A 22,581-nucleotide genomic window follows, 5' to 3' on the forward strand; every position below is an offset into this window, starting at 1 on the left:
CAGCCTTTGAAGCGGGCTCTGCCGGGACGGGTTGGTTTGTGACGCTCACCTCCTCGAGCGGTTCACGAAGCAGCCTCCCAAAACGCGACAAACCGACACCGGGACCAATGCGGTGGTCCCGATGCCGGCTTGTCTTGTCGTTCGGCGGTGATCTGTGCCGCCTTTTATCTGGAGTCCCGGCCGGCCCCCCGGTCGGCGGGGACTTCCCTTTCCTTTCAGTCGGCGCCCTCGGTGGCCAGCTTGCCGCCGACCGGCTGGACGGTGTCCTCGGCGATCTGGCGGGCACGCATCGGCTTCAGGACGAACAGGGCCATGAAGGCGGCGATGGCGTTGACCGCGGCGGCGAAGAAGAACACCGTCTGCCAGGACCCGCTGGAGGCCACTATGATGTTGGCGAAGGGAACGACCAGAGAGGCAGTGCCCTTGGCGGTGTAGAGCAGGCCGGCGTTGGTGGTGGCGAACTTCGACCCGAAGCTGTCGGCGCAGCAGGACGGGAACAGGCTGTAGATTTCACCCCAGGCGAAGAACACCAGACCGGTCAGGATGACGAAGGCGACCGGGTTGTGACCCCACTGGTTCAGCGCCAGGATGCCGACCGCTTCGATGGCGAAGGCGACGAACATCGTGTTCTCACGGCCGATGTGATCCGACACCCAGCCGAAGAAGGGACGGGTCACGCCGTTCAGCACGCGGTCGATGGTCAGCGCGAAGGTCAGCGCCGGCAGGGTCAGGCCCATGATGCTGACGGGGGCACCGTCGAGGTGGAAGTCCTTGGCGATCGGGCCGAGCTGGGCGGTGGCCATCAGACCGCCGGCGGCGACCATGACGAACATCAGGTACATCACCCAGAAGACCGGCGACTTCAGCGTCTCCTGCGGGGTGTAGTTGCGGCGGCTCTGGTTGACGGCGGACTTGCCCTTCGGCAGCAGGGCCGGGTTGGCTTCCTTCAGGAACCAGGCCAGCGCGAAGACGATCAGGCCCTGGCCCAGACCGAACACCAGGAAGGTCTGCTGGAAGCCGGAGGTCTGGATCATGTTGGCGATCGGCACGACCGTCAGGGCGGACCCTGCACCGAAACCGGCAGCCGTCAGGCCGGCGGCCAGACCGCGGCGATCCGGGAACCACTTCAGCGCGTTGCCGACGCAGGTGCCGTACACGGCGCCGGCACCGACGCCGCCCACGGCCGCGCCGATATAGAGCAGCGCCAGCGAGTCGGCGAACGAGTTGATGACCCAGGCCAGCGCGCAAAGAATGCCGCCGACCACGACGACGATGCGGGGACCGAACTTGTCGACGAACCAGCCTTCGACCGGCACCAGCCAGGTTTCGGTCACGACGAAAATGGTGAAGGCGACCTGAATGGCGGCACGGCCCCAATGGTACTTTTCATCGATGGGGTTGACGAACAGCGTCCAGCCATATTGCAGGTTCGCGATCATCGACATACAGATCACGCCGATGACCAACTGCATCCAGCGGCCGCCGAGCGGTGCTCCCTGCGCCTCCGAATTCGTATGCTGCATCTTCTATCTCCTCCTAGGAAGCGGTTTTCTGCCGGTTCGGGCGTCGCTTCTGTTTTGATGCTTAGGCTTTTACCTTTGGCGTCTTCTTAGATGCGTTCAGAGATTTGACGCTATTGTTCGCTTGTGCTTGGCAGCGCGGCGAGGATGCGGCCTCGGGGCGCTGCTCTGCTTGGGTGACGGATTTTCGCCTCCCGCCAAACCGGTGCGGTCCTGGTCCGATCTGGAATTATCAATATGGTATACCAGATGCCGGACACCTGACAAGCGATTAGTGGAATGGGCGAACTGTTTCTGCAGGCTGCATTCGCTTATGAGCCGGGGGCGAGAGTCGCGTTTTGATTTTCCGGCACGCGGAAAGCGGGGCGGCGTAGCTTTCGGCCGGACAATCTATTGGCATATGGTATGCCAGTTCCGACGGCACGGTTCGGCCCGGCAACCGCCGGCCGGCACGGTCTCCGCCGCCGGCGCTGACGCCCTTCCCGGCAGAACCCATATGATAAGGAGTCGACCGCCATGGACCAGCAGCAGAACATCGAGATCGTCGTGGCGCGTGACGATGCCGATATCGCCGCCAGCTACCCGATCATGAAGGAGCTGCGGACCCACATGACCGACCCCGAGGCCTACCGCGCGCAGATTCGCCGCCAGATGGACGACGGCTACAACCTCGCCCTTCTGCGGCTGGACGGCGAGATCGCCGGCTGCGGCGGCTTCCGCGTCCACGAGACGCTGTCGCGCGGTCGCTATATGTATGTGGAGGATCTGGTCACCAGCTCCGCCAAGCGGTCCTATGGGCTGGGCGACAAGCTGTTCGACTGGCTGGCGGGCGAAGCGCGGGAGCGTGGCTGCGCCCAGATGGAGATCATCTCCGGCATCCAGCGCGGCGAGGCACACCGCTTCTATCACCGCAAGCGGATGACCATCAAAAGCTTCCAGCTGGTGCTGCCGCTCGCCTGACCGGGGCGCGCGCCGCCCAGGCGCAGAAACGAAAAAGACGGCCTGGAATGGCCGTCTTTCTCACGAACTCGGGGGGTGTGGACCCGCGGATCAGAAGGCGCGGGGGAAGCTTGCCCAGGCGGGACCCGGCGGCAGCTCGTCTTCCGGTTCCTTGAGATCGGCTTCGGTCGGATTGGCGAGGCGAAGCGGCGCGGAAGAGAAATCGCGCTGAGACTTGCCCGCGGCGGCGATCTGCATCGACAGGATGTAGTGGACCGTGCCGCCGAAGACGGACAGCACAAGCGCCAGAACCAGCATTTCCAACATGTTCATCGCTCCAGTGTCTCGGTGGGGTGCTTTTTTTGTTTGGTCGGCTTCGGCGTGACCATTCTGTTATGACGCGCCGCAGCATTCGGTTCAAGTTTTTTGGTATACAAGGTACAAGATGCCGGACATGCGCATGCCGCATGCCTCCGGCCGTTTGCATGCGTATCAAACATATCGCATATCAAACATTTTGCCTCTTATGCTTTGGCATTACGGGTCCAACAGCGCGGCGGCGATTGCGCTGCACAATCGAATGGACCGCGGTCGAAATTGTTTGCGTGGCGTACTGTATCTGGCATACCATATTCAAAGCACGACGCCCGGCCGGGCGCCTTGCCGTCCCGAAGGGGAGCCGCCCGACAGACGGTTTTCCTGCCAGCCGCCAGCCGATCAGGAGTCACGCCATGAAGGTCGAACATATCCTGCGCACCAAGGAATCCCGCGTCGTCGCCGTGCGGACCAGCGCCACGGTCGCCGAGGCCGTCAAGCTGATGAAGGCGGAGAACATCAGCGCCCTGATCGTCAAGGATGTCTGCCGCACCGAAGGCAACACGCTGGCCGGCGTGCTTTCGGAGCGCGACGTCGTCCACGCCCTGCTGGAGCGCGGCGGCTCGCTGCTGTCCATGCCGGTGTCGCAGCTGATGACGCGCCAGCCGGTGACCTGCACCCCGTCCGACAGCGTCCAGCAGGCGCTGCAGCTGATGGACAAGCACCATATCCGCCATCTTCCGGTTCTGGAGGACGGCCATCTGGTCGGCGTCGTCAGCGCCCGCGACTTCACCCGCCTGCATCTGCAGGAGCTTGAAGGCACCGTCGCCTCGGTCGCCGAGCCGCCGCCGGCGCCCACCAGCTACGCCCACTGAACCATTCCCCGACCATGGCGCCGCCGGCACATCCTGTCCGGCGGCGCCTTTCCTATGGGAGAGGCCGCACCGTGACCACCCTGATCTTCACCCATCACGACTGCTTCGCGCATGACACCGGCCCCGGCCATCCGGAGGCGCCGGAACGGCTGGCGGTGGTGTGGCAAGTGCTGGACCGGCCGGAGTTCCGCGACCTGGAGCGCCGATCCGCCCCCGAGGCCGATGTGGAGCAGCTGTCACGCGTCCATGACCGCGCTTACGTCGATGCCGTGCTGGCCGCGGTGCCGGCCAACGGGTATCAGCGGCTGGACGGCGACACGCTGCTGTCGCCGGGGTCGCGCGGCGCCATCCTGCGCGCGGCCGGATCGGTCTGCGCCGCGGTGGACGCGGTGCTGGCCGGCGAGGCGACCAACGCCTTCTGCGCGGTGCGCCCCTGCGGCCATCATGCCGAACCGGCCCGTGCCATGGGCTTCTGCGTCTTCAACAACATCGCCGTCGGAGCGGAGCATGCCCGCAAGACACACGGGCTGACCCGCGTCGCCGTGGTCGATTTCGACGTGCATCACGGCAACGGCACCCAGGCGATGTTCGCCGACGACCCCGACCTGTTCTTCGCCTCCACCCACCAGTCGCCGCTCTATCCCGGCACCGGCAATTCGTGGGAGCGCGGCGTCGACGGCAACATCCTGAACCTGCCGCTGGAGCCCTACAGCGGCTCCGTCGAGTTCCGCCAGGCGGTGGAGCGCGCCATCCTGCCGGCGCTGGAGGCGTTCCAGCCGGAATTGCTGCTGATCTCCGCCGGCTTCGACGCCCACAAGCGCGATCCGCTGGCCCAGCTCGGCCTGACGGCGGAGGATTTCGAATGGGTGACGCGCAAGCTGGTCGAGCTGGCCGACCGTGTCTGCGGCGGCCGGGTGGTGTCGGCGCTGGAAGGTGGCTATGACGCGACCGGTCTGGCGGAGGGCTGCGCGGCGCATCTGACGGCGCTGATGCGGGGGTGACTGGTCCCCTCCCCCGCCCAGCTCTCGCACAAAGCTTCGCTTTGTGCTGACGCGGCAGGCGGACCGTAGGTCCGCTGAGAGCGGGGGAGGGTCAGGGTGGGGGTCTAACTCCGCACCCCTCCACCTCAATCCGCCGCCAACCCCACCCCGCACTCCCGCGCCCAATCCAGCAGCCGGGCGGTCGCACCGTCCGGCTCCGGCCGCTGCAGCGTCGCGGTTCCCAGCACCACGGCGCCATTGCTGCCGTCGATGGTCAGCAGGTCGCCGGTTCGGACGGTCACCTCGCCGGCCCGCATCACCTTCTCTTCCAGGTCGATGCGCAGCCCGCGGGCACCGCAGACGCAAGGGCGGCCCATGCCGCGCGCGACGGTGGCTGCGTGGCTGGTGAAGCCGCCGCGGGCGGTGACGATGCCGACGGCGGCCTGCATGCCGTGGATGTCCTCCGGCGAGGTTTCCGGCCGGCACAGGATCACCGGTGCGCCGCCGCGCGACAGACGCAGCGCGTCCTCCGTCGTGAAGGCGGCCCGCCCGGTCGCCGCGCCGGGCGAGGCGGGAAGCCCGGTCGCGATGGCGGCGGCCAGCGCCTCCGGCGTCAGGGTCGGGCGCAGCAGCTCGTCGAGCGCCTGCGGATCGACGCGGCGCACCGCCTCGTCGCGGGTGATGATCCCCTCCTCCGCCATGTCGACGGCGATACGGACGGCCGCTTCGGACGAGCGCTTGCCGCTGCGCGACTGCAGGATGAACAGGCGCCCGCCGTCCACGGTGAACTCGATGTCCTGCATGTCGCCGAAGGCGCGTTCCAGCCGTTCGGCCACCGCGCAAAGCTCCGTATAGACCGCCGGCATGCGGCGTTCCATCGAGCGGTCGGGGTGGGACTGGCTGGCGCTCAGCGGGTCGGGGTCGCAGGTGCCGGACACCACATCCTCGCCCTGGGCATCGGCCAGGAACTCGCCGCACAGGCCGGGCGCGCCGGTGGAGGGATCGCGGGTGAACAGAACGCCGGTGCCGGATTCCGCCCCGCGGTTGCCGAACACCATCGCCTGCACCGTCACCGCCGTCCCCAGATCCTCCGGGACATCGTGCAGGGCGCGGAAGGCGACCGCCCGCGGGTTCATCCAGGAACGGAAGACCGCCGCCACCGCCAGACGCAGCTGTTCGGCCGGATCCTGCGGAAAGGGACGGCCGCAGCGCGTCTCCACCAGCCGCAGGAAGCGCGGCATCAGGCTTCGCCAGTCCTCCGCCGTCAGCTCGCCGTCGCGCTGAAGCCCGCGCTCCTCCTTGTATTCGTCCAGCAGCGCCTCGAACCGGTGGCCGGGCACCCCCATCACCACGCAGCCGAAACACTGGACCAGCCGGCGATAGCAATCATAGGCGAAGCGCGCATCGCCCGAGGCCGCCGCCAACCCCTGCACCGTCCGGTCGTTGAGACCGAGATTGAGGATGCTGTCCATCATGCCCGGCATCGACACCGCCGCGCCCGAGCGGACGGACAGCAGCAGCGGACCGCCCCCTCCCGTGCCGTCGCCGAAACGCCCGCCCGCCTGCCGCTCCAGCGCCAGGACGGCGGCGTCGATCCGCTTCAGCAGCCCCGCCGGCAGCGCGTCGTCCGCGCCCAGCTCGCGCCCGGCCTCCGCGGCGATGACGAAGCCCGGCGGCACCGGAATCCCCAGCGCCGCCATCTCCACCAGACGCGCGCCCTTGTTGCCCAGCCGCTCCACATCGGCCCGCCCGGCGACCAGACCGGCGGCAAGCCCGGCCCCGAAAGGGACGATCACGTCATGTGCGGTCGCGAAGAGGCTGGAGGCCCGGCGGCGCATCGGGGCGATGTCGGGAGCGGTGGAGGTGTTCATGATGTGCCCAACCTGGATTCAGCCGGCCCGTCGAAGGCCATCAGACGCAGCAGCCGGTGCAGTCCATCCGGATCGTCGCTTTTCCTGTCCGTCCTCTTGCTGTCCGACATCTTCCTGTCTGACAGGCGGAGCAGACGCCCCCGCTGCCCCGAACCGGGACCGCCGGCACGGACGACGCCATCGGTAAACAGCCGCAGCAGCGGTTCGGCCCGCACACAGGCCGCGTCGCTGCCGCCGACATCGATGACCGGGCCGCTGCCGACCGGTGCATCGACCAGAAGCCCGCCCAGATCGGCGAGCCGCGCGGCGTTGGCCGAAGCCTCCGCCGGCGGCAGGACCGACAGGTCGATCACCAGCGCGCCCGGCGGCAGGGCGGCGGCAAAGCCGTCCTCGGCGAACAGGGCGCTCTCGACCGCGCAGGCGTCGGGCAACAGCATCATCACCACGTCGCACGCGCCGGCCCGGTCGCGGAAGGCGCCTCGGCCATGGGGGTGGCGGTGCAGCCGGTGCCCGGCCTCCCGCAGCCTGTCCATGATCGCCTCGGCCATCTCCCCGTCCCCGATGAATCCGACATCCATTCCGCGATCCTCCCGCCTCCGCGCGGAGCGCCGTCATCCGGCGCCGAGCGTCAGGCTGGAGATTGATTGCTCATGTCGCGTCGCACAATAGCACGCCCGCGCAATTTTCACATCGCGGAAACCCGCCTGAGCTTACCTAATCTTACCCAAGCCTAACACTTTCGGCGGAGGTCTCCAGTGGCAAAAAGCCGCAGCCGGCCGGAATCCGGAACATTGGGCCGGCGGCCGTTTCCACCAATTGCGGCAGGATCGGCGCGGGTAAGCCTTGGGCGGACGCCGCCGCAGAGGCTATCGCCGCACAGGCCATCGCCGCCGCCATGTCGGCGCATCCCGCCAGCCGCAGCAGGGTCATCCGGGTGGCGAAGACCAGCCGGCGGCGCCCGGCCTCCTCCTCCGCCAGCAGTCGGCGCGGGGTGGCCCACAGCGCGGCGACCGCCTCTCCGCCATCGCAGACCGGTTCCTGCCCGTCCGGTGCCGTGACCAGAAAGAACAAGGTGTCGAACCGGCGCGGCAGCATCTCCGGCGTGATCCAGCGGGCCAGCACCGCCATGCGGTCGAGCGCGGGGGCGACTCCGACCCGCGCCAGCGCCGCGGCGAAACCCTCCCCCGCCGCCAGCCCGCGGCGCAGTTCCGCCAGCGCCGCGGAGGAAGGCGGGGCGCAGGTCGGCAGCATGCCGCACTCCTCCACGCACTCCCGCAAGGCGGCGATCCGGTGCGCAAGGTCGGCAGGAGGCTCTCCCTGCGGCCAGCGGGCACGCCACAGCGGGTCATGGTCCGCCGGCTCCAGCCGCCCGCCGGGAAAGACGGTGGCGCCGGGGGCGAAGCGCAGGCCGGCGTGGCGTTCCATCACCAGCAGTTCCAGCCCGTCCGGGCCGTCGCGCAGCAGGATCAGCGTGGCGGCCGGATGGGGCGGAACAGGGCTTGGATTGGTCGTCTCGGACATGCCCCAGTGTCGCCGACGGGCGGTTCGGCTGTCCATGTGCGGCAGGAAGAACCACTCTCACGATGCGGAATAAGGGACGGGTGCCGTTTGACCGTCCGGCCTAGGACTTCCAGCATCCCGGCAACACCGAACCTCGCTCATCATCATTCGCCAGACCCGTCCCTTCTTGCAAAGGGCCGGGCGGAGGAAGGCTGTCGTCATGCCGTTTCACCGCAGCACAAAGATCGTCGCCACGCTGGGTCCCGCCAGTTCTTCGGAAAGCCAGATCACGGCCCTGGCCCAGGCCGGCGTGAATGTCTTCCGCCTGAACGCCAGCCATGGCACCCAGGCCGAGCATGCGGAGCGCTATGCCCGCATCCGCGCCGCCGAAAAGACGCTGGGCCGGCCGATCGGCGTCCTGCTCGACCTCCAGGGGCCGAAGCTGCGGGTCGGGACTTTCGGGTCCGGGCCGGTGGATCTCGCCATCGGCGACCGCTTCCGCCTGGACCTCGACCGCACTGCGGGCGACAGCCGCCGCGTCTGCCTGCCCCATGTGGAAGTGTTCGCCAGCCTGGAGCCCGGCCTCGACCTGCTGCTGAACGACGGGCGCATCCGGCTGCGCGTGCTGGACTGCGGCCCCGACTTCGCCGAGACGGAGGTGGTGGCCGGCGGCACCCTGTCCGACCGCAAGGGCGTCAATGTGCCGGGCGCGGCGCTGGCGCTGAGCGCTTTGTCGGAAAAGGACCGCAGCGACCTCGCCTTCGGCCTCGACCTCGGGGTGGACTGGATCGGCCTCAGCTTCGTCCAGCGGCCGGAGGACATCCTGGAGGCGCGTGAGCTGATCGGCAACCGCGCCCAGGTGATGACCAAGATCGAGAAGCCGGCCGCCCTGCCGACGCTGGACCGTATCATCGAGCTGTCCGACGCGGTGATGGTGGCGCGCGGCGATTTGGGCGTGGAACTGCCGCCGGAAGACGTTCCGGGCCTGCAGAAGAAGATGATCCGCCTCAGCCGTGCCATGGGCAAGCCGGTGATCGTCGCCACCCAGATGCTGGAATCCATGGTGTCGGAGCCGACCCCGACCCGCGCCGAGGCGTCCGACGTCGCCAATGCCGTCTATGACGGCGCCGACGCGGTGATGCTGAGCGCCGAGTCCGCCTCCGGCCGCTATCCGGTGGAAGCGGTGGCGATGATGGAGCGCATCGTCCGCCGGGTGGAGGGCGATCCGCTCTATCGCCGCATCATGGACGCCGATCATCCCAGCCCGGAGGCGACCGCCCCCGACGCGCTGACCGCCGCGGCGCGACAGGTGGCGGAAACCATCAGCGCCGCCGCCATCGTCACCTACACCACCACGGGTTCAACCACGCTGCGCGCCTCGCGCGAGCGGCCGACCGTGCCGATCCTCGGCCTCAGCGCCAACCACGCGACGGCGCGGCGGCTGTCGCTGGCCTGGGGCGTCCATGCCGTGCTGACCGACGACGTGGCGAATTTCTCCGAAATGGTCGGGCGGGCGCTGACCGCGGCGGCGGAGACCGGCATCGGCAGCACCGGCCAGTCGCTGGTGGTCACCGCGGGCGTGCCGTTCGGGACGCCGGGCAAGACGAACTCCCTGCGGGTGGTGACCATCGACGGCGACGACATGCCGAAGTTGGAGGCGGCGCAGAAGGAGGCGGTAACGGCTGCTTGAGGTTCGGGGGCGCTAGCCCCCCACCCTGACCCTCCCCCACTCTCAGCGGACCTACGGTCCGCCTGCCGCGTCAGCACAAAGCGAAGCTTTGTGCGAGAGCTGGGCGGGGGAGGTTAGGTGGGGGTCTAACTCCGCCTCACTCCAGGAAATCGCAATGCTTCTCCACATGCGCGGCCAAGCCCATGGTGTGCTCGCGCACCAGCCGTTCGGCGAGGTCGGCGTTGCGCTCTTCCAGGGCCTTGATGATGGCGCGGTGGTCGTGGATGGAGCGTTCGGCCCGGTCCTCCTGGCCGATGGTCAGCTTGCGGATCGCCCGCATGTGGATGAACAGGTTGTCGGTGACGTCCTGGATCAGCTTCGACCCGCTCAGCTGGATGATGCTCTTGTGGAAGGCGATGTTGGCGTCGGAATATTCGCTGACATGGTCCTTCGGGCTGCGCTGCTCGAAACTGCCGAACAGGTCCCACAGCTTGTGGATCTCCGCCGCCGGCGCATGTTCGGCGGCCATGCGGGCGGCCATGCTTTCCAGAGCCGCCCAGACCTGGATCATCTCGACGATCTCGGTCTTGGTCTTGCGGACGACGAAGATGCCTCGGCGCGGCTGCAGGCGGATGAAGCCCTCCTGCTCCAGCAGGGTCAGCGCCTCGCGGATCGGGGTGCGGCTGACGCCGAGCTTGTCGCTGAGCTGCCGTTCGTCCAGCCGGATCTCGCGGTCATGGTCATAGATGTCCATCTCCGTGATCGCCTGCTTCAGCGCGTGGTAGACCTGACTGCGGAAGGTGGTTCCGGTGTCGAGGGGCTGGACGTTGAGAGCGGGAAAAGTCATGGAGTGGATGTCCTCATGTCTCGCCGGCGGTCGCGGCGCACCCGGTAAGCCCCTAAGCGATGATCCATGGCATGGTTACGCATTAGGCTTCCGGCATTTTCGTATCCTACATACCAGATGCATGCAAGCCGTTGAAATGTCCAGTGCGACCGGCGTGAAACGCGCCTGGGGTCAGCGGGGGGACGGCAAGGCTGCCTTGTTCGGCGCCAGCGCGGCCAGCAGCGGCGCCAGCGCTTGCGGGTCGCGCATCGCCAGCCCCATCACCGCCACGCCCACCGCCCCGGCCGCCCGGCATTCCGCCACCGCGCCGGCATGGTCGATGCCGCCCAGCCCGATCACCGGCACACCCAGCTCTACCCATCGCCGCAGTCCCGCAGCACCCAGGCAGGGCCCATAGCCCGGCTTGCTGGCGGATGGGAAGACCGGCGACAGGGTCACGTAATCGGCCTGCTCCCTGCCCCGCTCGATCACTTCGGCACCGTCCGAGTCGTGGAGTGAAAGCCCGATCAGCGCCCCCGGCCCCAGAAGCGCACGCGCCGCCGCCGGATCGCCGCCGGAGGGCAGATGCACCCCATCCACCCCCGCCGCCGCCGCCAGCGCCGGGTCGCCATGCAGGGTGACGCAGGCCCCCCACGGCCGGGCGCGCACCATCAATGCGCGAGCCAGCTCCAGCCGCTCGGAATCGGGCAAATCCTTGTCCCGCAACGACAACCAGCGCACGCCGGTTGCGAACAGGCGTTCCGCCACCTGCGGCAACGGCTGCTTGGCCAAGCGGCGGTCGGTGACGACCAGCAGCAGCGGGTCGGGCAACGGCATAGGTCGGGGTCCTCCTGTTCGGCCAATCATCCTCGCGACGGCTTGGCGTGTTCGACCAGCCGCGAAGCACCGTATTTTCCGGATCGTGAAATTCCAGCGGATTCACATGGACAATTCGCATGCATGTCACTGCGTCGGCAAATGGTTCGTATTGACATAGTCAGTCAAACTGATGATCGTGAAGGAGGCATGGGGCATTTGGCATGCCAGCAACCATAAGTTGGCAGCAGAAGATCCCGTCCCGCCACCTTTTCCGAACCGGACAGCAGGAACCGAAAAACAAGGTCGAAGACCATACAAGTCCGGACATCCGAACAGAAGATGCCGAACAAAAGACGCCGAACAGAACATGTCGGGTGCAATGGGGAGGAAGGACATGGTGCGTGAAACGCACGGCAGCACGGCTCAGGTCGCACCCTGGGGCGGGCGCTGGATGCAGCTTGCCATCGGCATCGTCTGCATGTCGATGATCGCCAATCTGCAATATGGCTGGACCCTGTTCGTCGAGCCGATCGACGACAAGCATGGCTGGGGCCGCACCGCGATCCAGGTGGCCTTCACCATCTTCATCGTCACCGAAACCTGGCTGGTTCCGGTGGAGGGCTGGTTCGTCGACAAATTCGGCCCGCGCATCGTCGTGCTGGTGGGCGGCGCGCTGTGCGCCCTGTCCTGGGCGCTGAACGCGGTGGCCGATTCGCTGGCGCTTCTCTATCTGGCCGCGGTGATCGGCGGCATCGGCGCCGGCGGCGTGTACGGCACCTGCGTCGGCAATGCGCTGAAATGGTTCCCCGACCGCCGCGGGCTGGCGGCCGGCCTGACCGCCGCCGGATTCGGCGCCGGCTCCGCCCTGACGGTGGTGCCGATCGCCACCATGATCGAGTCCTCCGGCTTCGAGACCACCTTCATGACCTTCGGGCTGGGCCAGGGGCTGGTGATCCTGGTGCTGGCCTGCTTCATGACCGACCCGCCGAAGCTGGGCTATGGACAGGCGCGCGGCGCCACCGCCCCGCAGCGCCGCCACTACGCCCCGCAGGAGATGCTGCGCACCCCCGTCTTCTGGATCATGTACGGCATGTTCACCATGGTCGCCGCCGGCGGTCTGATGGTGACGGCCCAGCTCGGCCCCATCGCCGCCGACTTGGACCTGATCGACGCGCCGGTCAGCCTCCTGGGCCTGACCCTGCCGGCGCTGACCTTCGCCCTGTCGATCGACCGGGTGATGAACGGCATCACGCGGCCCTTCTTCGGCTGGGTGTCCGACCATATCGGGCGCGAGAACACCATGTTCATCGCCTTCACCATCGAGGCGGTCGGGGTGATGGCGCTCAGCGCATACGGCGCCGATCCGGTGGCCTTCGTCATCCTGACCGGACTGGTGTTCTTCGCCTGGGGCGAGATCTTCAGCCTGTTCCCGGCCTGCTGCGCCGACACCTTCGGCTCGCGCTTCGCCGCGACCAACGCCGGCATGCTCTACACCGCCAAGGGCGTGGCCGCCCTGATGGTCCCCGTCGGCAACCTGATGGTGGAGGCGACCGGCAGCTGGCAGACGGTCTTCTACAGCGTCGCCATCGTCAATGCGCTGGCCGCCTTCCTCGCCCTGTTCGTCCTGAAGCCGCTGCGCGCCCGCTATGTCGCGGCGGCCAGCAGCGCCGCCCCGCGCCTGACCACCCGGCTGGCCGACTGACCTTGTCCAATCACCTCGTCCAAGGGGGCCGGACGTTTCCGGCCCTACCTGACCACCATGCGGTCCAGCAGGATTTCCCTCACCCGCACGCCGCGCAGTTCGCGGTCGAGCACGCCGGCGATGGTGCTCTTCATCAGCTTCGCCCCGTCGGCGCCGGTCAGCTGCTCGGGGTCGATCTGGCGCATACGGTCGGACAGTCGGTCGGTGATGCGCGGGACATAGGGGTCGGCGACCTTGCCGTCCACCGACGGATCGATCTCCAGCAGGACCTTGACGTCCACCATCCGCGCATCGCCGCCGCCGAGGCTGAATGTCATCATCGGTAGGGCGGCGTATTTCTTGTCGGGACCCGTCTGCGCCTGCGGCGCCGGAGCCCGGTTGCGGCCGGCGATCACGGCGCCGCCCGCGCCGAGCGCCGCCAGCGTCAGCAGGAGGCCGGTCAGAACGAGCGGCATCAGGGAAACCGTTTCCCCCCGCCGGTTGCGACGGACGAGCCGCAAGATCGCCTTTCCGCCCCCATCGCGGGGGTCCGATTCCCATCGGGACCATGCCCGACGGAAATCATGTTAGGCGCGCAACAAATGCCGGTCAAATGCCATCGGGACAGCGGCCCTCATTCTCCGGTATGTCAACCGACGGGAGTCACCGGCACATTGTCGATCAGGCGGGCCTTGCCCATCCAGGCGGCGGCCAGCAGGCGGGCCGGACGGGTGACGGCGGTCACCGGCTCCAGCGTTTCGGCGTCGCGCAGTTCGACATAGTCGATGGCGCCGAATCCCGCCTCGGCGATGCGCCCGCGGATGCCGGTCAAGGCGCCGTCGGGCTCCGCCCCGCGCGCCAGCGCCTCGGCCGCCGCGGTCAGCGCCCGGTGCAGTTCGGGGGCGCGGGCGCGCTCGTCGGCGCTGAGATAGGCGTTGCGCGACGACATGGCGAGCCCGTCGGCCTCCCGCACCGTCGGCAGCCCTTCGACCCGAACCGGAATGTCGAGATCGCGGGTGAAGCGGCGGATCACCATCAGCTGCTGGTAATCCTTCTCGCCGAACACCGCGACGTCGGGCAGGGCCTGCAGGAACAGCTTGGTCACCACCAGCGCGACGCCGCCGAACATCTGCGGCCGGAAGGCGCCGCACAGCCCCTCCGCCGGGCCGCCGACCGAGATGGCGGTGGCGAAGCCCTCCGGATACATGGCGCGCACGGTCGGCGCATAGAGCGCGTGGCAGCCGGCCGAGGCCAGCTTGGCGGAATCGCCGCTCTCGTCGCGCGGGTAGCGGTCGAAATCCTCGTGCGGGGCGAACTGGGTCGGGTTGACGAAGACGCTGGCGACCACCCGGTCGGCCAGTTCGCGGCCGCGCCGCACCAGGCCCAGATGGCCGTCATGCAGCGCCCCCATGGTCGGCACCAGCGCGACGGTCAGCCCCTCCCGCCGCCAAGCTGCGACCTGGGCTCTCAGATCCTCCACCGTCCTCAGGATCGGCAGCGGACTGGAGGTCTGGGCAGTGGTCGGCGTCATGGCGTCGGTCCTTGGCGCAGCAAGATCGGGGGGCACGGCAAGATCGGGGGCACACCGACTATCGGGAGCACGGCGAAACCGGGCGCTGGATAACCCGACGGACCGTTCCTGTCCAGAAAAGCTTTCCGCGGGACAGACTGTTGCCGGACCCCAGGGGTTCGGCATCCGCGGCGGGGAAGGCTGCGCCCCGCCGCGGAACTGGATCAGCGCTTAATCGTGATGCCGACCAGATAGGCCAGATTGGCCCAGGCCAGCAGCGTGGCCAGCAGGGCGGTGAAGGACGGGACGAAGACCACCGAACCGATGATGACGGCGAGCACGGCGACCAGCAGGCCGAGGGAGAGCAAAGCGATACGGGTATCGTCCATCTGATTGGCTTTCCGAAGCGGGTGACAGGGATGGCCCCCCTATTACCGCATTGCAGCGCGAAGAGGGCTGATCTGCGTCAATCGACCGCGGATTCGTCAATCATATAAGCATTATATAATGAAGGTTTTCGTGCGGCCCACAACCGCCGGTGCCGAAAAGCAAAAAAGCTCCGGACTTTCGTCCGAAGCCTTTTCGTGATGGTGGGCGCGACAGGGATTGAACCTGTGACCCTTCGCGTGTGAAGCGAATGCTCTCCCGCTGAGCTACGCGCCCGAACCGTGAAACTCTTACCGAACTCTTTTGCGCCGCTGCCGTCTTTCGTCGGCCCCGCCGCTGCGGTGGGCGGGTTTCTACGGCCTTCCCCACCGGGTGTCAAGCACCAGTTTAATCCCCATCTTAAAAAAAGATCAGCCGCCCGCAGGAGCCCCGGACCGTGCCCCAGCCCAGCCCCCGCCGCCTTCCCAATCCTGTCCGGGCAGCCCTGATGGCGGCCGGCCTGTCCCTTTCCCTGCTTCCCCTCGCTGCCGCCAAGGCGTCGGCGGAGCCGGTCAAGGCGACCTACCGCGTCTTCGTCGGCGGCATCACCGCGCTCGACGTCGAAGCGATGCTGGAGGTGACCGGCGACCGTTACCGGATCGAGGTGTCGGCGGTGACCGGCGGCGCCATCGGCCGCCTGTTCAGCTGGCGCACGGATTCGCTGACAAACGGTTACGTCCGCGGCGACGACCTGCGGCCGGCCAGCCACCGCCAGACCAGCCAGCTTCGCGGCGAGCCGCGCAACGTCACCCTGACCTACGGGCCCCAGGGCGATGTCGACGCCAGCGTCACGCCGCCGCCGGAGAAGGACGACCGCGAGCCGGTGCCGCCGGCGCTGCAGCGCGGCACCCTGGACCCGCTGAGCGCCGTGCTGGACCTGCTGTTCGCGGTCGGGGCGAGCCAAGGCTGCGACCGGTCGCTGCCGGTGTTCGACGGCCGCCGCCGCTACGACATGGTGTTCAGCGAGGTGGGGCGGCGGATCGTCGACCCGTCGCGCTATTCGGTCTTCGCCGGCGTCGCCCAGCAATGCCGGGTCACCTACAAGCCGGTCGCCGGCTATGGCCGGTCATCGCCGACCGGCCGTTTCTGGCAGCGGAGCAACCCGGCCGACAGGCCCCCGGTCGATTTGTGGCTGGCCCCGGTCGCCGCCGGCTATCCGCCCCTGCCGGTTCGGCTGGAGACGGACAGCGATTTCGGCAGCGTGGTGGTCCACCTGACCGGCGTCACGCCGCCAGCGGCAAACCGCCGAACCGGTGCGATGCCGCCGCCGGCGCGCTGACCGCGGCAGGAGACCGGGTGTCCAGAATCAGGTCGGAGGGCGTGATGCCGGCCTGCCGCAAGGCCTCCGTCAGTGCCGGGACCGACGGCCAGAGGATGCGGCTGTCGAGTTCAAGCAGCGTGCCGTCCAGCAGCGCCGCATAGCCGCCCAGTTTGCCCATATGAACGATCCGAGCCATGCGAGAAACCATGGTGGAGTTCCTTCCCATCGGCCACCGCCGTGACGCCGGCCGGGCGGCGGCATGACGCGCCGCCGCCCGACCCGCACCCGGCAGGTTCTTGATTGCTTGTTGTGCCTGCCGGTTGCGGCCAGCGTCAGCAGCAGGAGGGTGGCGATGAAGGTCAGCGGACCGACCATCAGGGCATCCTCCTGCATCATGGCGCGTCCTCCCCCGGATCGACGTCCTGCCGCCCGGCGGAACCGGATCGACCCTAACAGTTTAGGGGCTTTAGCGAGCCGGTACGCGGGTCCTGAGGGATACCCCTGCTGTCCAAAGGGATAGTATCAGTGTATGCGACCGTCGGTGCCGCGTCCTGTACCGGCCGCGGTCCGGTTGGGGGGCGAGTTCACAAGAGGCGGCACTGCGCCTTCCTCCCAAGGATGGGGGAATTGCGCGCCGGCTTGCCGACCATTGGAAAGGTGGATGTGCCCCGAATTTCTCCATCGGCGCACCAATGGACCGTGCGCCATTGGTGCACGCTGAACACTTCAATCATTCGGGAAATTCAATGGCTTGGCACCTGCCAAGCAAGGTGGCGGAGGGGATGTCCGAAAATCCCCTATTAGATACAGCGCCTTAGACAAGCAACCACTTCAAAACCCATCATTCTACCCAACATCGTCTTCCCGATCGTCAGCGACGGCCAGCGAAGAATCAATGCGACTCGGGGCGTCCTCCAACCTGTCGCATTTCCTCTCGTGCAGCCTGTCGCCGATCAACTCCCACAGCGCGTCGCACAGCACTTCGACTTCCAAATACCCAACCAACGAAGCACACATTCATATTCGCATAACAATGCAACTGGGAACGTCAATAGAAGAACCACTATACAGACAGCAGAAATCACATTTTGTTTCGCCCTTATTTCCCAAAAATGTAATTTCAGGCACCGCTTCGTAGTGTTTTCACTTGATGCCCTCCGCCTGAAGGGTAACGCTGAATTGTGCATCGGCCTGCAACACTGGGCCAGTTTCAGGGGTGATCGGCGTCCAATAACCAGCCACCCCTGATCTGGCAGACTACCACCCTGGGTTTGGACGACAGGGTGGCGGACAGGGATGTTGACGGTGGAGACGATCGCACGGATACGACGCGAGCACGCGAAGGGGAAAAGCATCCGGGCCATTGCCCGGTCGCTGAAGGTGTCGCGGGAGACGGTGACGAAATACCTGCGCTCGGGCGAGACGGCGCCGCGCTACGAGCGCCAGCACCAGCCGCTTCCGAAGTTGTCCGGGTTCCAGGAGGAGCTGGAACGGCTGATCACGGAGAACGAGCGGCGGCCAGCCCGCGACCGGCTCGACTACCTGGGGCTCTTCGGACGGCTGAAGGATGCCGGGTTCCAGGGCGGCTACGACACGGTGCGGCGCTACATCAAGCGCTTCAAGCAGCGCCAGCCGCCGAGTGGGCCGGTGAACGCCTACGTTCCGCTCACCTTTGCCCCGGCCGAGGCGTACCAGTTCGACTGGGCGGAAGAGTGGATCATCCTGGACGGCGTGACGACCAAGGTGCAGGTGGCCCATGCCCGCCTGTGCCACAGCCGCATGCCGTTTGTGGCGGTCTACCCGCGCCAGACCCAGGAGATGGTGTTCGACGCCCACGCCCGTGCCGCGGCCTTCTACGGCGGCCTGTGCGAGCGCGGCATCTACGACAACATGAAGACGGCGGTGGACGCCGTATTTGTCGGCAAAGAGCGCCGCTTCAACCGCCGCTTCGCCCAGATGTGCTCGCATTACCTGGTCGAGCCGGTGGCCTGCACCCCGGCTTCGGGCTGGGAAAAGGGCCAGGTCGAGAACCAGGTCGGCACCTTGCGCCAGCGGCTGTTCACGCCGCGGCTGCGGGCCAAGACGCTGGAAGAGGTGAACGAACGCCTGCACGACGAGGTGATCGTCTGGGCCCAACAGACGCCGCATCCAGAGGATAGGAGCCGGACGGTGTGGGAGGTGTTCCAGGCGGAGCGGCCGGCGCTGATCACCGTGAGCGATCCTTTCGACGGCTTCCACGAGGCCACGCTCAGCGTCTCGAAAACCTGCCTGATCCACTTTGACCGCAACCGCTACAGCGTGGCCGCGATCGCCGCCGGCAAGCCGGTGCAGGTCCGCGCCTACGCGACACGGATCGTGGTGTGGTTCAACGGCGCGATCGTCGCCGAGCACCCACGAGCTTTCGGGCACGGCCACACGCGGTACAATCCGCTGCACTACCTGCCGGTTCTCGTCCGCAAGCCGGGGGCGCTGCGCAACGGGGCGCCGTTCCGGGACTGGGATTTGCCGCCAGCCCTGGCGACGGTGCGGACCCGCCTGGGCCGCGGCGACGACGCTGACCGGCAGTTCGTTGGCGTGCTCGCCGCCATCCTCACCGATGGCCTGGAGGCGGTGGAGGTCGCCTGCCGCGAGGCACTGGCGAGCGGTACGCACAGCCGGGACGTGATCCTGAACATCCTCGCCCGGCGCCACGACGTCACACCGGCACCGGCCATGGCGGTGCCGACGGCGTTGACGCTGTCCATTGAGCCGGCCGCCGACTGCGGGCGCTACGACCGCCTGCGCGCGGTGCGGGAGGGCTGCCATGGAACGGCATGAGCTGATGGCGATGATGGCCGAGCTCAGCCTGGCCGGCATGCGTGCCGCCTACGACGAGGTAATGAGCGATGGACTGAAGCGGCAGCGCACCGTCCAGCAGATCCTGGGCGACCTGCTGGCGGCGGAGCGGGCGGAGAAGCAGGCGCGCTCGATCCGCTACCAACTCGGCGCCGCCAAGCTGCCTCTGGCCAAGACGCTGGCCGAGTTCGACTTCACCGCCAGTCCCCTCAACGAGGGGCTGGTGCGCGACCTGCACGATGGCGGCTTTCTGGAAACCCAGCGCAACGCCGTGTTCATCGGGGGAACCGGGACCGGCAAGACGCACATGTGCATCGCCATCACGGCCAACTGCGTGCGCCGCGGCGCCCGTGCCCGGTTCTTCAACGTCATCGACCTGGTGAACCGGTTGGAGGCCGAAGCCCGGACCGGGCAGGCGGGCAAGCTCGCTGACCAGTTGACCCGCGTTGATCTCGTGGTGCTGGACGAACTCGGCTACCTGCCGTTCTCCCAGAGTGGCGGCCAACTGCTGTTCCACGCGCTCAGCCAGTTGTACTCGCGGACCTCGGTGTTGATCACCACCAACTTGAGCTTCGCTGAATGGCCGACGGTGTTCGCTGGCGACGCCAAGATGACCACCGCTTTGCTCGACCGGCTGACGCATCACTGCGACATCCTGGAAACCGGCAACGAGAGCTGGCGGTTCAAGAACCGCTCCTGATCCAAAGCCTTCCCCCTATCCGTTGCCCAGGGGGGCCCACAGGCCCCTCCCACGCGCGCCGCTGCGTCAGCCATAAGGGCACTCCGCGGCGCGCGCGGGACCCTCCCGTGGACTCCCTGGACAACAGGTTCTGCAACCGCAAGCGTGGCTGGAAATTGCAAGCCGATGCCGGCTGGAATTTGGAAGCCGATTGACAGCAGCCGCAGTTGCGACTCTACCCGTGGTCGCCATCACCACATCCACTCCTTCCGATCCTATACGCGAAGAACTCATGGCGATGTTCAACGAGTTGCCTCCAGAGGATACGGCGCATGTTGCTCGACTGGCCTGGGCTATGGCGAACCGGGACGTCGACGGAATGCTCAATGAAGCCGATGCACTCGGACTCAGGGAACCGGTGGAGGCCGACATCCATGCAGACCCCGAACGGTACGCTCACGGAGGTGCAGCATGATCGATCGTCGATCTATGTTGGCCGGCACTGCGGCGACCGTTGCCGTTGCCGCCCTGCCCACCACGGCATCGGTTACGTCTAGAATGACCGATCCCGACATGGCCGAGTTCGCTGCAGACCTCCAAGCGGCGCCTCTACCCGTGCGCATCGCCATCGGGCAGTTGATGCGGGGTATGGTGACCGGCGATCCGGACATGATGCTCACCGCTGCCGACAAGCTGGATTGTCGAGGTGAGGTAGAGGCGTACATCGAGCGAAGAGGAAGCCGACTCGCCTGACCTGTACCAGGGGAGGGCCACCGCGCCCTCCCACCTGACCGCTTCTGAACCGGCCCGTCATCCGGAGAGGAAAGCGGCCCACCCTTCCATCAACGCCCGCCGCTTTTCGAACAGGTCGCCGCGCTGATAGGCGGCCACCACCTTGTCGCCCTGGGTGTGCGCGAGTGCCGCTTCGGCCACTTCATGCGGCGCCGACGTGCATTCTGCCGCCCAGGTGCGAAAGGTAGAGCGGAACCCGTGCGGCGTCGCGTCCACCTTCATGCGGCGCAGAACCATCGCCATCGACATGTTGGACAACGGCTTTCCGGTCGTCATCCCCTCGAAAACGAATTCGCCTCGCTGGATCGCCGCCATCTTCTTCAGCAGCGCCAGCGCGGGATCCGTCAGCGGAACGCGGTGGGTGACGCCCGCCTTCATCCGCTCCCCTGGAATGGTCCAGGTGCGGGCGCCAAGGTCGATCTCCGACCATTTGGCGCCCAGCGCCTCGCCGGTCCGCGCCGCGGTGAGGATCGTGAACTCCAGCGCCCGCGCGCTGGCGCCGTCCTGGACCTGGAGGCGTGGCCAAAGGGCCGGCATATCCGAATAGGGCACGCTCGCATGGTGCTCGACCTTGGCGACCGCCGCCTTCGCCGGAAGGATCAGATCCAGGTGCCCTTTCCAGCGGGCAGGGTTCTCGCCGCTGCGCAGACCGGTCACCTTCGCGAAATCGAGCACCGATTCGATTCTCCCCCGGAGCCGGCTCGCCGTCTCGGTCTTCGTGGTCCAGATCGGTTGCAGCACCTGCAGGACGAGGGTCGTGTCGATGGCCGCCACGGGCAAGGCACCCAGCGTCGGGAAGGCATAGGTCTCCAGTGTCGCAACCCATTGGGCGCCGTGCTTGGCGTTCTTCCAGCCGGCCTTCATGGAGGCGATGTAGTCGACCGCGCATTCCTTGAAGGTCGCGGCCTTCGCGGTTTCCTGCAACTGAGCGGCCGCTTGCGCCTTGCGGGCTTCCAGCGGATCGACGCCGGCCGCCACCAGCTTCTTCGCCTCTATCGCCTTATCACGGGCCTGCGCCAAGCTGACCACGATCGCGCTGCCAAGCCCCATGTCGCGGCGCCGGCTACCCATGGCAAAGCGATAGATCCAAGACCGGGCGCCCGATGCGGTCACTTGCAGGTACAGGCCGTTCCCATCGGCGAACAGCCCAGGCGTCTTGATCGTCTCAACCTTCCGAGCTGTGAGCCCAGCGGCCTTTCGCGGCATTCCTACGCTCCGAATCAGCAGGCCCCGTTGATGGGTGCCGGATGATGGGTGCGGGTGTCCAAAGCCGTTCGGCATGATGGGCGGGACCGCTACCCACTAACGGACCCATCATCGGAACGCAGATTCCGGCGGTCAACGGCGAGCCGCAGCGGATTTCCCATTTAATTGGGAGCGTTGATTTCGTTGGGATTTTCGAAGCGCGGCGAAGCGGCGCGAGTGCCAAGGTGGCGGAGGGGATGGGATTCGAACCCACGATAGGGCTTTAAACCCTATGACGGTTTAGCAAACCGTTGCCTTCAGCCACTCGGCCACCCCTCCAGCCAGTGCGGTTGCCCGTGGGGCACCGCTGGCGTGGGGAGCGTTCTAACGGCCGGCCGTAGCCTTGTCAACGCTTACGGACACACAAATCCGCTTTTCCCGAAAATCGACAGAGAAGGACAAATCTGTATAAAATTTTAGGTACTTTTTAACGGAAGGCGGATATGATGCCACCATGAGCAATAAAAAGCCTGGGTGACGCACAACTCGGTCGCGCGGGGGTATCGCGAAGGCCCGCCCCGCCGGACAGTGACGCCGCACCCCGTCGCCGTGGAGGATGCCATGACCCTGTCACGCCGTTGCGCCGAAACGCTGATCGACCTTGTCGAGATCAAGCTGAGCTGCCTGGAGATCACCGACCGCGAGGACCAGCGCGAAAAGGAACTGCTGCAGCGCTGCGTCCAGGAACTGAACGCCGAGCTGCGCGGGGAAAACGGTGCGCTCGCCAATTTCGCGGCCCCCAAGCGCCGCGGCCGGCGGCCCAAACATCTGCAGTTTCACGAACTGCACGTCGCCTGATCCACCCGTGGCCTGATCCACCGCCACCCGCCGCCTGACC

General features: G+C 67.1%; 23 protein-coding genes and 2 tRNA genes. 11 read left to right on the top strand and 14 right to left on the bottom strand.

Going from position 1 to position 22,581, the window contains the following annotated elements:
* Nucleotides 1–215: 215 nt before the first annotated feature.
* Nucleotides 216–1,523 (bottom strand): oxalate/formate MFS antiporter, encoded by a 1,308-nt coding sequence (gene oxlT / locus B9N97_RS05105; RefSeq protein WP_085083998.1) that lies wholly within the window; start codon nt 1,521–1,523, stop codon nt 216–218.
* Between the two features lie 513 nt (nt 1,524–2,036).
* Between oxlT (B9N97_RS05105) and B9N97_RS05110 the strand changes: the two genes are divergently transcribed.
* The gene (locus B9N97_RS05110; protein ID WP_085084000.1) at nt 2,037–2,480 is read left to right on the top strand and encodes a GNAT family N-acetyltransferase; all 444 of its coding nucleotides are present in this window, start codon (nt 2,037–2,039) and stop codon (nt 2,478–2,480) included.
* Nucleotides 2,481–2,570: 90 nt separating this feature from the next.
* Here the strand turns inward: B9N97_RS05110 and B9N97_RS05115 are convergent, their stop codons facing one another.
* Nucleotides 2,571–2,792: a hypothetical protein gene (locus tag B9N97_RS05115; RefSeq protein ID WP_085084011.1), complete on the bottom strand. Its 222-nt coding sequence runs from the start codon at nt 2,790–2,792 to the stop codon at nt 2,571–2,573.
* A 398-nt stretch (nt 2,793–3,190) separates the two neighbouring features.
* Here B9N97_RS05115 and B9N97_RS05120 point away from each other — a divergent pair, with 398 nt between their 5' ends.
* Nucleotides 3,191–3,649, top strand: a complete 459-nt coding sequence (locus B9N97_RS05120) for a CBS domain-containing protein (protein ID WP_085084013.1) — start codon at nt 3,191–3,193, stop codon at nt 3,647–3,649.
* A 71-nt stretch (nt 3,650–3,720) separates the two neighbouring features.
* Nucleotides 3,721–4,650, top strand: a complete 930-nt coding sequence (locus tag B9N97_RS05125) for a histone deacetylase family protein (RefSeq protein WP_085084015.1) — start codon at nt 3,721–3,723, stop codon at nt 4,648–4,650.
* Nucleotides 4,651–4,775: 125 nt separating this feature from the next.
* Here B9N97_RS05125 and B9N97_RS05130 read toward each other — a convergent pair whose 3' ends face one another.
* The 3 genes from B9N97_RS05130 to B9N97_RS05140 all read right to left on the bottom strand — a co-directional run bounded on the left by B9N97_RS05130 (nt 4,776) and on the right by B9N97_RS05140 (nt 8,021).
* On the bottom strand, nt 4,776–6,500 hold the full coding sequence (locus B9N97_RS05130) for a pyruvate, phosphate dikinase (RefSeq protein WP_085084017.1): 1,725 nt from the start codon (nt 6,498–6,500) through the stop codon (nt 4,776–4,778).
* Complete coding sequence (locus B9N97_RS05135; protein WP_085084019.1) at nt 6,497–7,078, bottom strand: NAD(P)-binding domain-containing protein; 582 nt, start codon at nt 7,076–7,078, stop codon at nt 6,497–6,499. Before B9N97_RS05135 ends, B9N97_RS05130 begins: the two co-directional genes overlap by 4 nt.
* Before the next feature lie 142 nt (nt 7,079–7,220).
* Nucleotides 7,221–8,021 (bottom strand): NUDIX hydrolase, encoded by an 801-nt coding sequence (locus B9N97_RS05140; RefSeq protein WP_085084021.1) that lies wholly within the window; start codon nt 8,019–8,021, stop codon nt 7,221–7,223.
* 199 nt (nt 8,022–8,220) lie between these two features.
* Between B9N97_RS05140 and pyk the strand changes: the two genes are divergently transcribed.
* Nucleotides 8,221–9,690 carry a pyruvate kinase gene (pyk, locus tag B9N97_RS05145; RefSeq protein ID WP_085084023.1) on the top strand — a complete coding sequence of 490 codons (1,470 nt, stop codon included), beginning with the start codon at nt 8,221–8,223 and terminating at the stop codon, nt 9,688–9,690.
* 136 nt (nt 9,691–9,826) lie between these two features.
* On the opposite strand, the gene B9N97_RS05150 is transcribed toward pyk, so the two are convergent.
* Together B9N97_RS05150 and B9N97_RS05155 are read right to left on the bottom strand one after the other, a co-directional pair.
* Nucleotides 9,827–10,516 (bottom strand): GntR family transcriptional regulator, encoded by a 690-nt coding sequence (locus B9N97_RS05150; RefSeq protein ID WP_085084025.1) that lies wholly within the window; start codon nt 10,514–10,516, stop codon nt 9,827–9,829.
* Between the two features lie 171 nt (nt 10,517–10,687).
* Nucleotides 10,688–11,332: a thiamine phosphate synthase gene (locus B9N97_RS05155; protein WP_085084027.1), complete on the bottom strand. Its 645-nt coding sequence runs from the start codon at nt 11,330–11,332 to the stop codon at nt 10,688–10,690.
* A gap of 376 nt (nt 11,333–11,708) precedes the next feature.
* On the opposite strand from B9N97_RS05155, the gene oxlT (B9N97_RS05160) reads away from it, so the two are divergent.
* The gene (gene oxlT, locus B9N97_RS05160) at nt 11,709–13,016 is read left to right on the top strand and encodes an oxalate/formate MFS antiporter (protein ID WP_143266359.1); all 1,308 of its coding nucleotides are present in this window, start codon (nt 11,709–11,711) and stop codon (nt 13,014–13,016) included.
* Between the two features lie 44 nt (nt 13,017–13,060).
* On the opposite strand, the gene B9N97_RS05165 is transcribed toward oxlT (B9N97_RS05160), so the two are convergent.
* The 4 genes from B9N97_RS05165 to B9N97_RS05180 all read right to left on the bottom strand — a co-directional run bounded on the left by B9N97_RS05165 (nt 13,061) and on the right by B9N97_RS05180 (nt 15,168).
* The gene (locus tag B9N97_RS05165; RefSeq protein ID WP_085084032.1) at nt 13,061–13,471 is read right to left on the bottom strand and encodes a flagellar basal body-associated FliL family protein; all 411 of its coding nucleotides are present in this window, start codon (nt 13,469–13,471) and stop codon (nt 13,061–13,063) included.
* Nucleotides 13,472–13,644: 173 nt separating this feature from the next.
* Complete coding sequence (gene panC / locus B9N97_RS05170; RefSeq protein WP_085084034.1) at nt 13,645–14,526, bottom strand: pantoate--beta-alanine ligase; 882 nt, start codon at nt 14,524–14,526, stop codon at nt 13,645–13,647.
* A gap of 203 nt (nt 14,527–14,729) precedes the next feature.
* Nucleotides 14,730–14,894: a sugar tyrosine-protein kinase gene (locus B9N97_RS05175; RefSeq protein WP_085084036.1), complete on the bottom strand. Its 165-nt coding sequence runs from the start codon at nt 14,892–14,894 to the stop codon at nt 14,730–14,732.
* A 199-nt stretch (nt 14,895–15,093) separates the two neighbouring features.
* A tRNA-Val gene (locus B9N97_RS05180) sits at nt 15,094–15,168 on the bottom strand.
* A gap of 160 nt (nt 15,169–15,328) precedes the next feature.
* On the opposite strand from B9N97_RS05180, the gene B9N97_RS05185 reads away from it, so the two are divergent.
* Nucleotides 15,329–16,210: a DUF3108 domain-containing protein gene (locus B9N97_RS05185; RefSeq protein ID WP_085084038.1), complete on the top strand. Its 882-nt coding sequence runs from the start codon at nt 15,329–15,331 to the stop codon at nt 16,208–16,210.
* Here B9N97_RS05185 and B9N97_RS05190 read toward each other — a convergent pair.
* A complete protein-coding gene (locus B9N97_RS05190; RefSeq protein ID WP_208621145.1) occupies nt 16,155–16,388 on the bottom strand; it encodes a hypothetical protein in 234 nt (77 codons plus the stop codon). The two genes, B9N97_RS05185 and B9N97_RS05190, sit on opposite strands and share 56 nt — an antisense overlap.
* A 1,100-nt stretch (nt 16,389–17,488) precedes the next feature.
* On the opposite strand from B9N97_RS05190, the gene istA reads away from it, so the two are divergent.
* The 4 genes from istA to B9N97_RS05205 all read left to right on the top strand — a co-directional run bounded on the left by istA (nt 17,489) and on the right by B9N97_RS05205 (nt 20,459).
* Nucleotides 17,489–19,009, top strand: coding sequence for an IS21 family transposase (gene istA, locus B9N97_RS05195; RefSeq protein ID WP_085084042.1), 1,521 nt, complete (start codon nt 17,489–17,491; stop codon nt 19,007–19,009).
* A complete protein-coding gene (gene istB / locus B9N97_RS05200) occupies nt 18,996–19,727 on the top strand; it encodes an IS21-like element helper ATPase IstB (RefSeq protein WP_085084044.1) in 732 nt (243 codons plus the stop codon). Before istA ends, istB begins: the two co-directional genes overlap by 14 nt.
* 220 nt (nt 19,728–19,947) lie before the next feature.
* Nucleotides 19,948–20,181: a hypothetical protein gene (locus B9N97_RS34725; RefSeq protein WP_143266360.1), complete on the top strand. Its 234-nt coding sequence runs from the start codon at nt 19,948–19,950 to the stop codon at nt 20,179–20,181.
* Entirely contained in the window at nt 20,178–20,459 is a 282-nt protein-coding gene (locus tag B9N97_RS05205; protein ID WP_143266361.1) for a hypothetical protein, read from the top strand. Before B9N97_RS34725 ends, B9N97_RS05205 begins: the two co-directional genes overlap by 4 nt.
* 57 nt (nt 20,460–20,516) lie before the next feature.
* Here B9N97_RS05205 and B9N97_RS05210 read toward each other — a convergent pair whose 3' ends face one another.
* Both B9N97_RS05210 and B9N97_RS05215 read right to left on the bottom strand, forming a co-directional pair.
* On the bottom strand, nt 20,517–21,704 hold the full coding sequence (locus B9N97_RS05210; RefSeq protein WP_085084048.1) for a tyrosine-type recombinase/integrase: 1,188 nt from the start codon (nt 21,702–21,704) through the stop codon (nt 20,517–20,519).
* 225 nt (nt 21,705–21,929) lie between these two features.
* Nucleotides 21,930–22,022, bottom strand: a tRNA-Ser gene (locus tag B9N97_RS05215).
* A 282-nt stretch (nt 22,023–22,304) separates the two neighbouring features.
* Here B9N97_RS05215 and B9N97_RS05220 point away from each other — a divergent pair.
* On the top strand, nt 22,305–22,541 hold the full coding sequence (locus tag B9N97_RS05220) for a hypothetical protein (RefSeq protein WP_014188024.1): 237 nt from the start codon (nt 22,305–22,307) through the stop codon (nt 22,539–22,541).
* Nucleotides 22,542–22,581: the final 40 nt, after the last annotated feature.

The organism is Azospirillum oryzae, from assembly GCF_900177515.1.
Taxonomy (GTDB): domain Bacteria; phylum Pseudomonadota; class Alphaproteobacteria; order Azospirillales; family Azospirillaceae; genus Azospirillum; species Azospirillum oryzae_A.

Coding starts and splice junctions, on each gene's coding strand:
- oxlT (WP_085083998.1), bottom strand. CDS start 1,523: ATGCAGCATACGAATTCGGAGGCGCAGGGAGCACCGCTCGGCGGCCGC.
- B9N97_RS05110 (WP_085084000.1), top strand. CDS start 2,037: ATGGACCAGCAGCAGAACATCGAGATCGTCGTGGCGCGTGACGATGCC.
- B9N97_RS05115 (WP_085084011.1), bottom strand. CDS start 2,792: ATGAACATGTTGGAAATGCTGGTTCTGGCGCTTGTGCTGTCCGTCTTC.
- B9N97_RS05120 (WP_085084013.1), top strand. CDS start 3,191: ATGAAGGTCGAACATATCCTGCGCACCAAGGAATCCCGCGTCGTCGCC.
- B9N97_RS05130 (WP_085084017.1), bottom strand. CDS start 6,500: ATGAACACCTCCACCGCTCCCGACATCGCCCCGATGCGCCGCCGGGCC.
- B9N97_RS05135 (WP_085084019.1), bottom strand. CDS start 7,078: ATGGATGTCGGATTCATCGGGGACGGGGAGATGGCCGAGGCGATCATG.
- B9N97_RS05140 (WP_085084021.1), bottom strand. CDS start 8,021: ATGTCCGAGACGACCAATCCAAGCCCTGTTCCGCCCCATCCGGCCGCC.
- pyk (WP_085084023.1), top strand. CDS start 8,221: ATGCCGTTTCACCGCAGCACAAAGATCGTCGCCACGCTGGGTCCCGCC.
- B9N97_RS05150 (WP_085084025.1), bottom strand. CDS start 10,516: ATGACTTTTCCCGCTCTCAACGTCCAGCCCCTCGACACCGGAACCACC.
- B9N97_RS05155 (WP_085084027.1), bottom strand. CDS start 11,332: ATGCCGTTGCCCGACCCGCTGCTGCTGGTCGTCACCGACCGCCGCTTG.
- oxlT (WP_143266359.1), top strand. CDS start 11,709: ATGGTGCGTGAAACGCACGGCAGCACGGCTCAGGTCGCACCCTGGGGC.
- B9N97_RS05165 (WP_085084032.1), bottom strand. CDS start 13,471: ATGCCGCTCGTTCTGACCGGCCTCCTGCTGACGCTGGCGGCGCTCGGC.
- panC (WP_085084034.1), bottom strand. CDS start 14,526: ATGACGCCGACCACTGCCCAGACCTCCAGTCCGCTGCCGATCCTGAGG.
- B9N97_RS05175 (WP_085084036.1), bottom strand. CDS start 14,894: ATGGACGATACCCGTATCGCTTTGCTCTCCCTCGGCCTGCTGGTCGCC.
- B9N97_RS05190 (WP_208621145.1), bottom strand. CDS start 16,388: ATGGCTCGGATCGTTCATATGGGCAAACTGGGCGGCTATGCGGCGCTG.
- istA (WP_085084042.1), top strand. CDS start 17,489: ATGTTGACGGTGGAGACGATCGCACGGATACGACGCGAGCACGCGAAG.
- istB (WP_085084044.1), top strand. CDS start 18,996: ATGGAACGGCATGAGCTGATGGCGATGATGGCCGAGCTCAGCCTGGCC.
- B9N97_RS05205 (WP_143266361.1), top strand. CDS start 20,178: ATGATCGATCGTCGATCTATGTTGGCCGGCACTGCGGCGACCGTTGCC.
- B9N97_RS05210 (WP_085084048.1), bottom strand. CDS start 21,704: ATGCCGCGAAAGGCCGCTGGGCTCACAGCTCGGAAGGTTGAGACGATC.
- B9N97_RS05220 (WP_014188024.1), top strand. CDS start 22,305: ATGACCCTGTCACGCCGTTGCGCCGAAACGCTGATCGACCTTGTCGAG.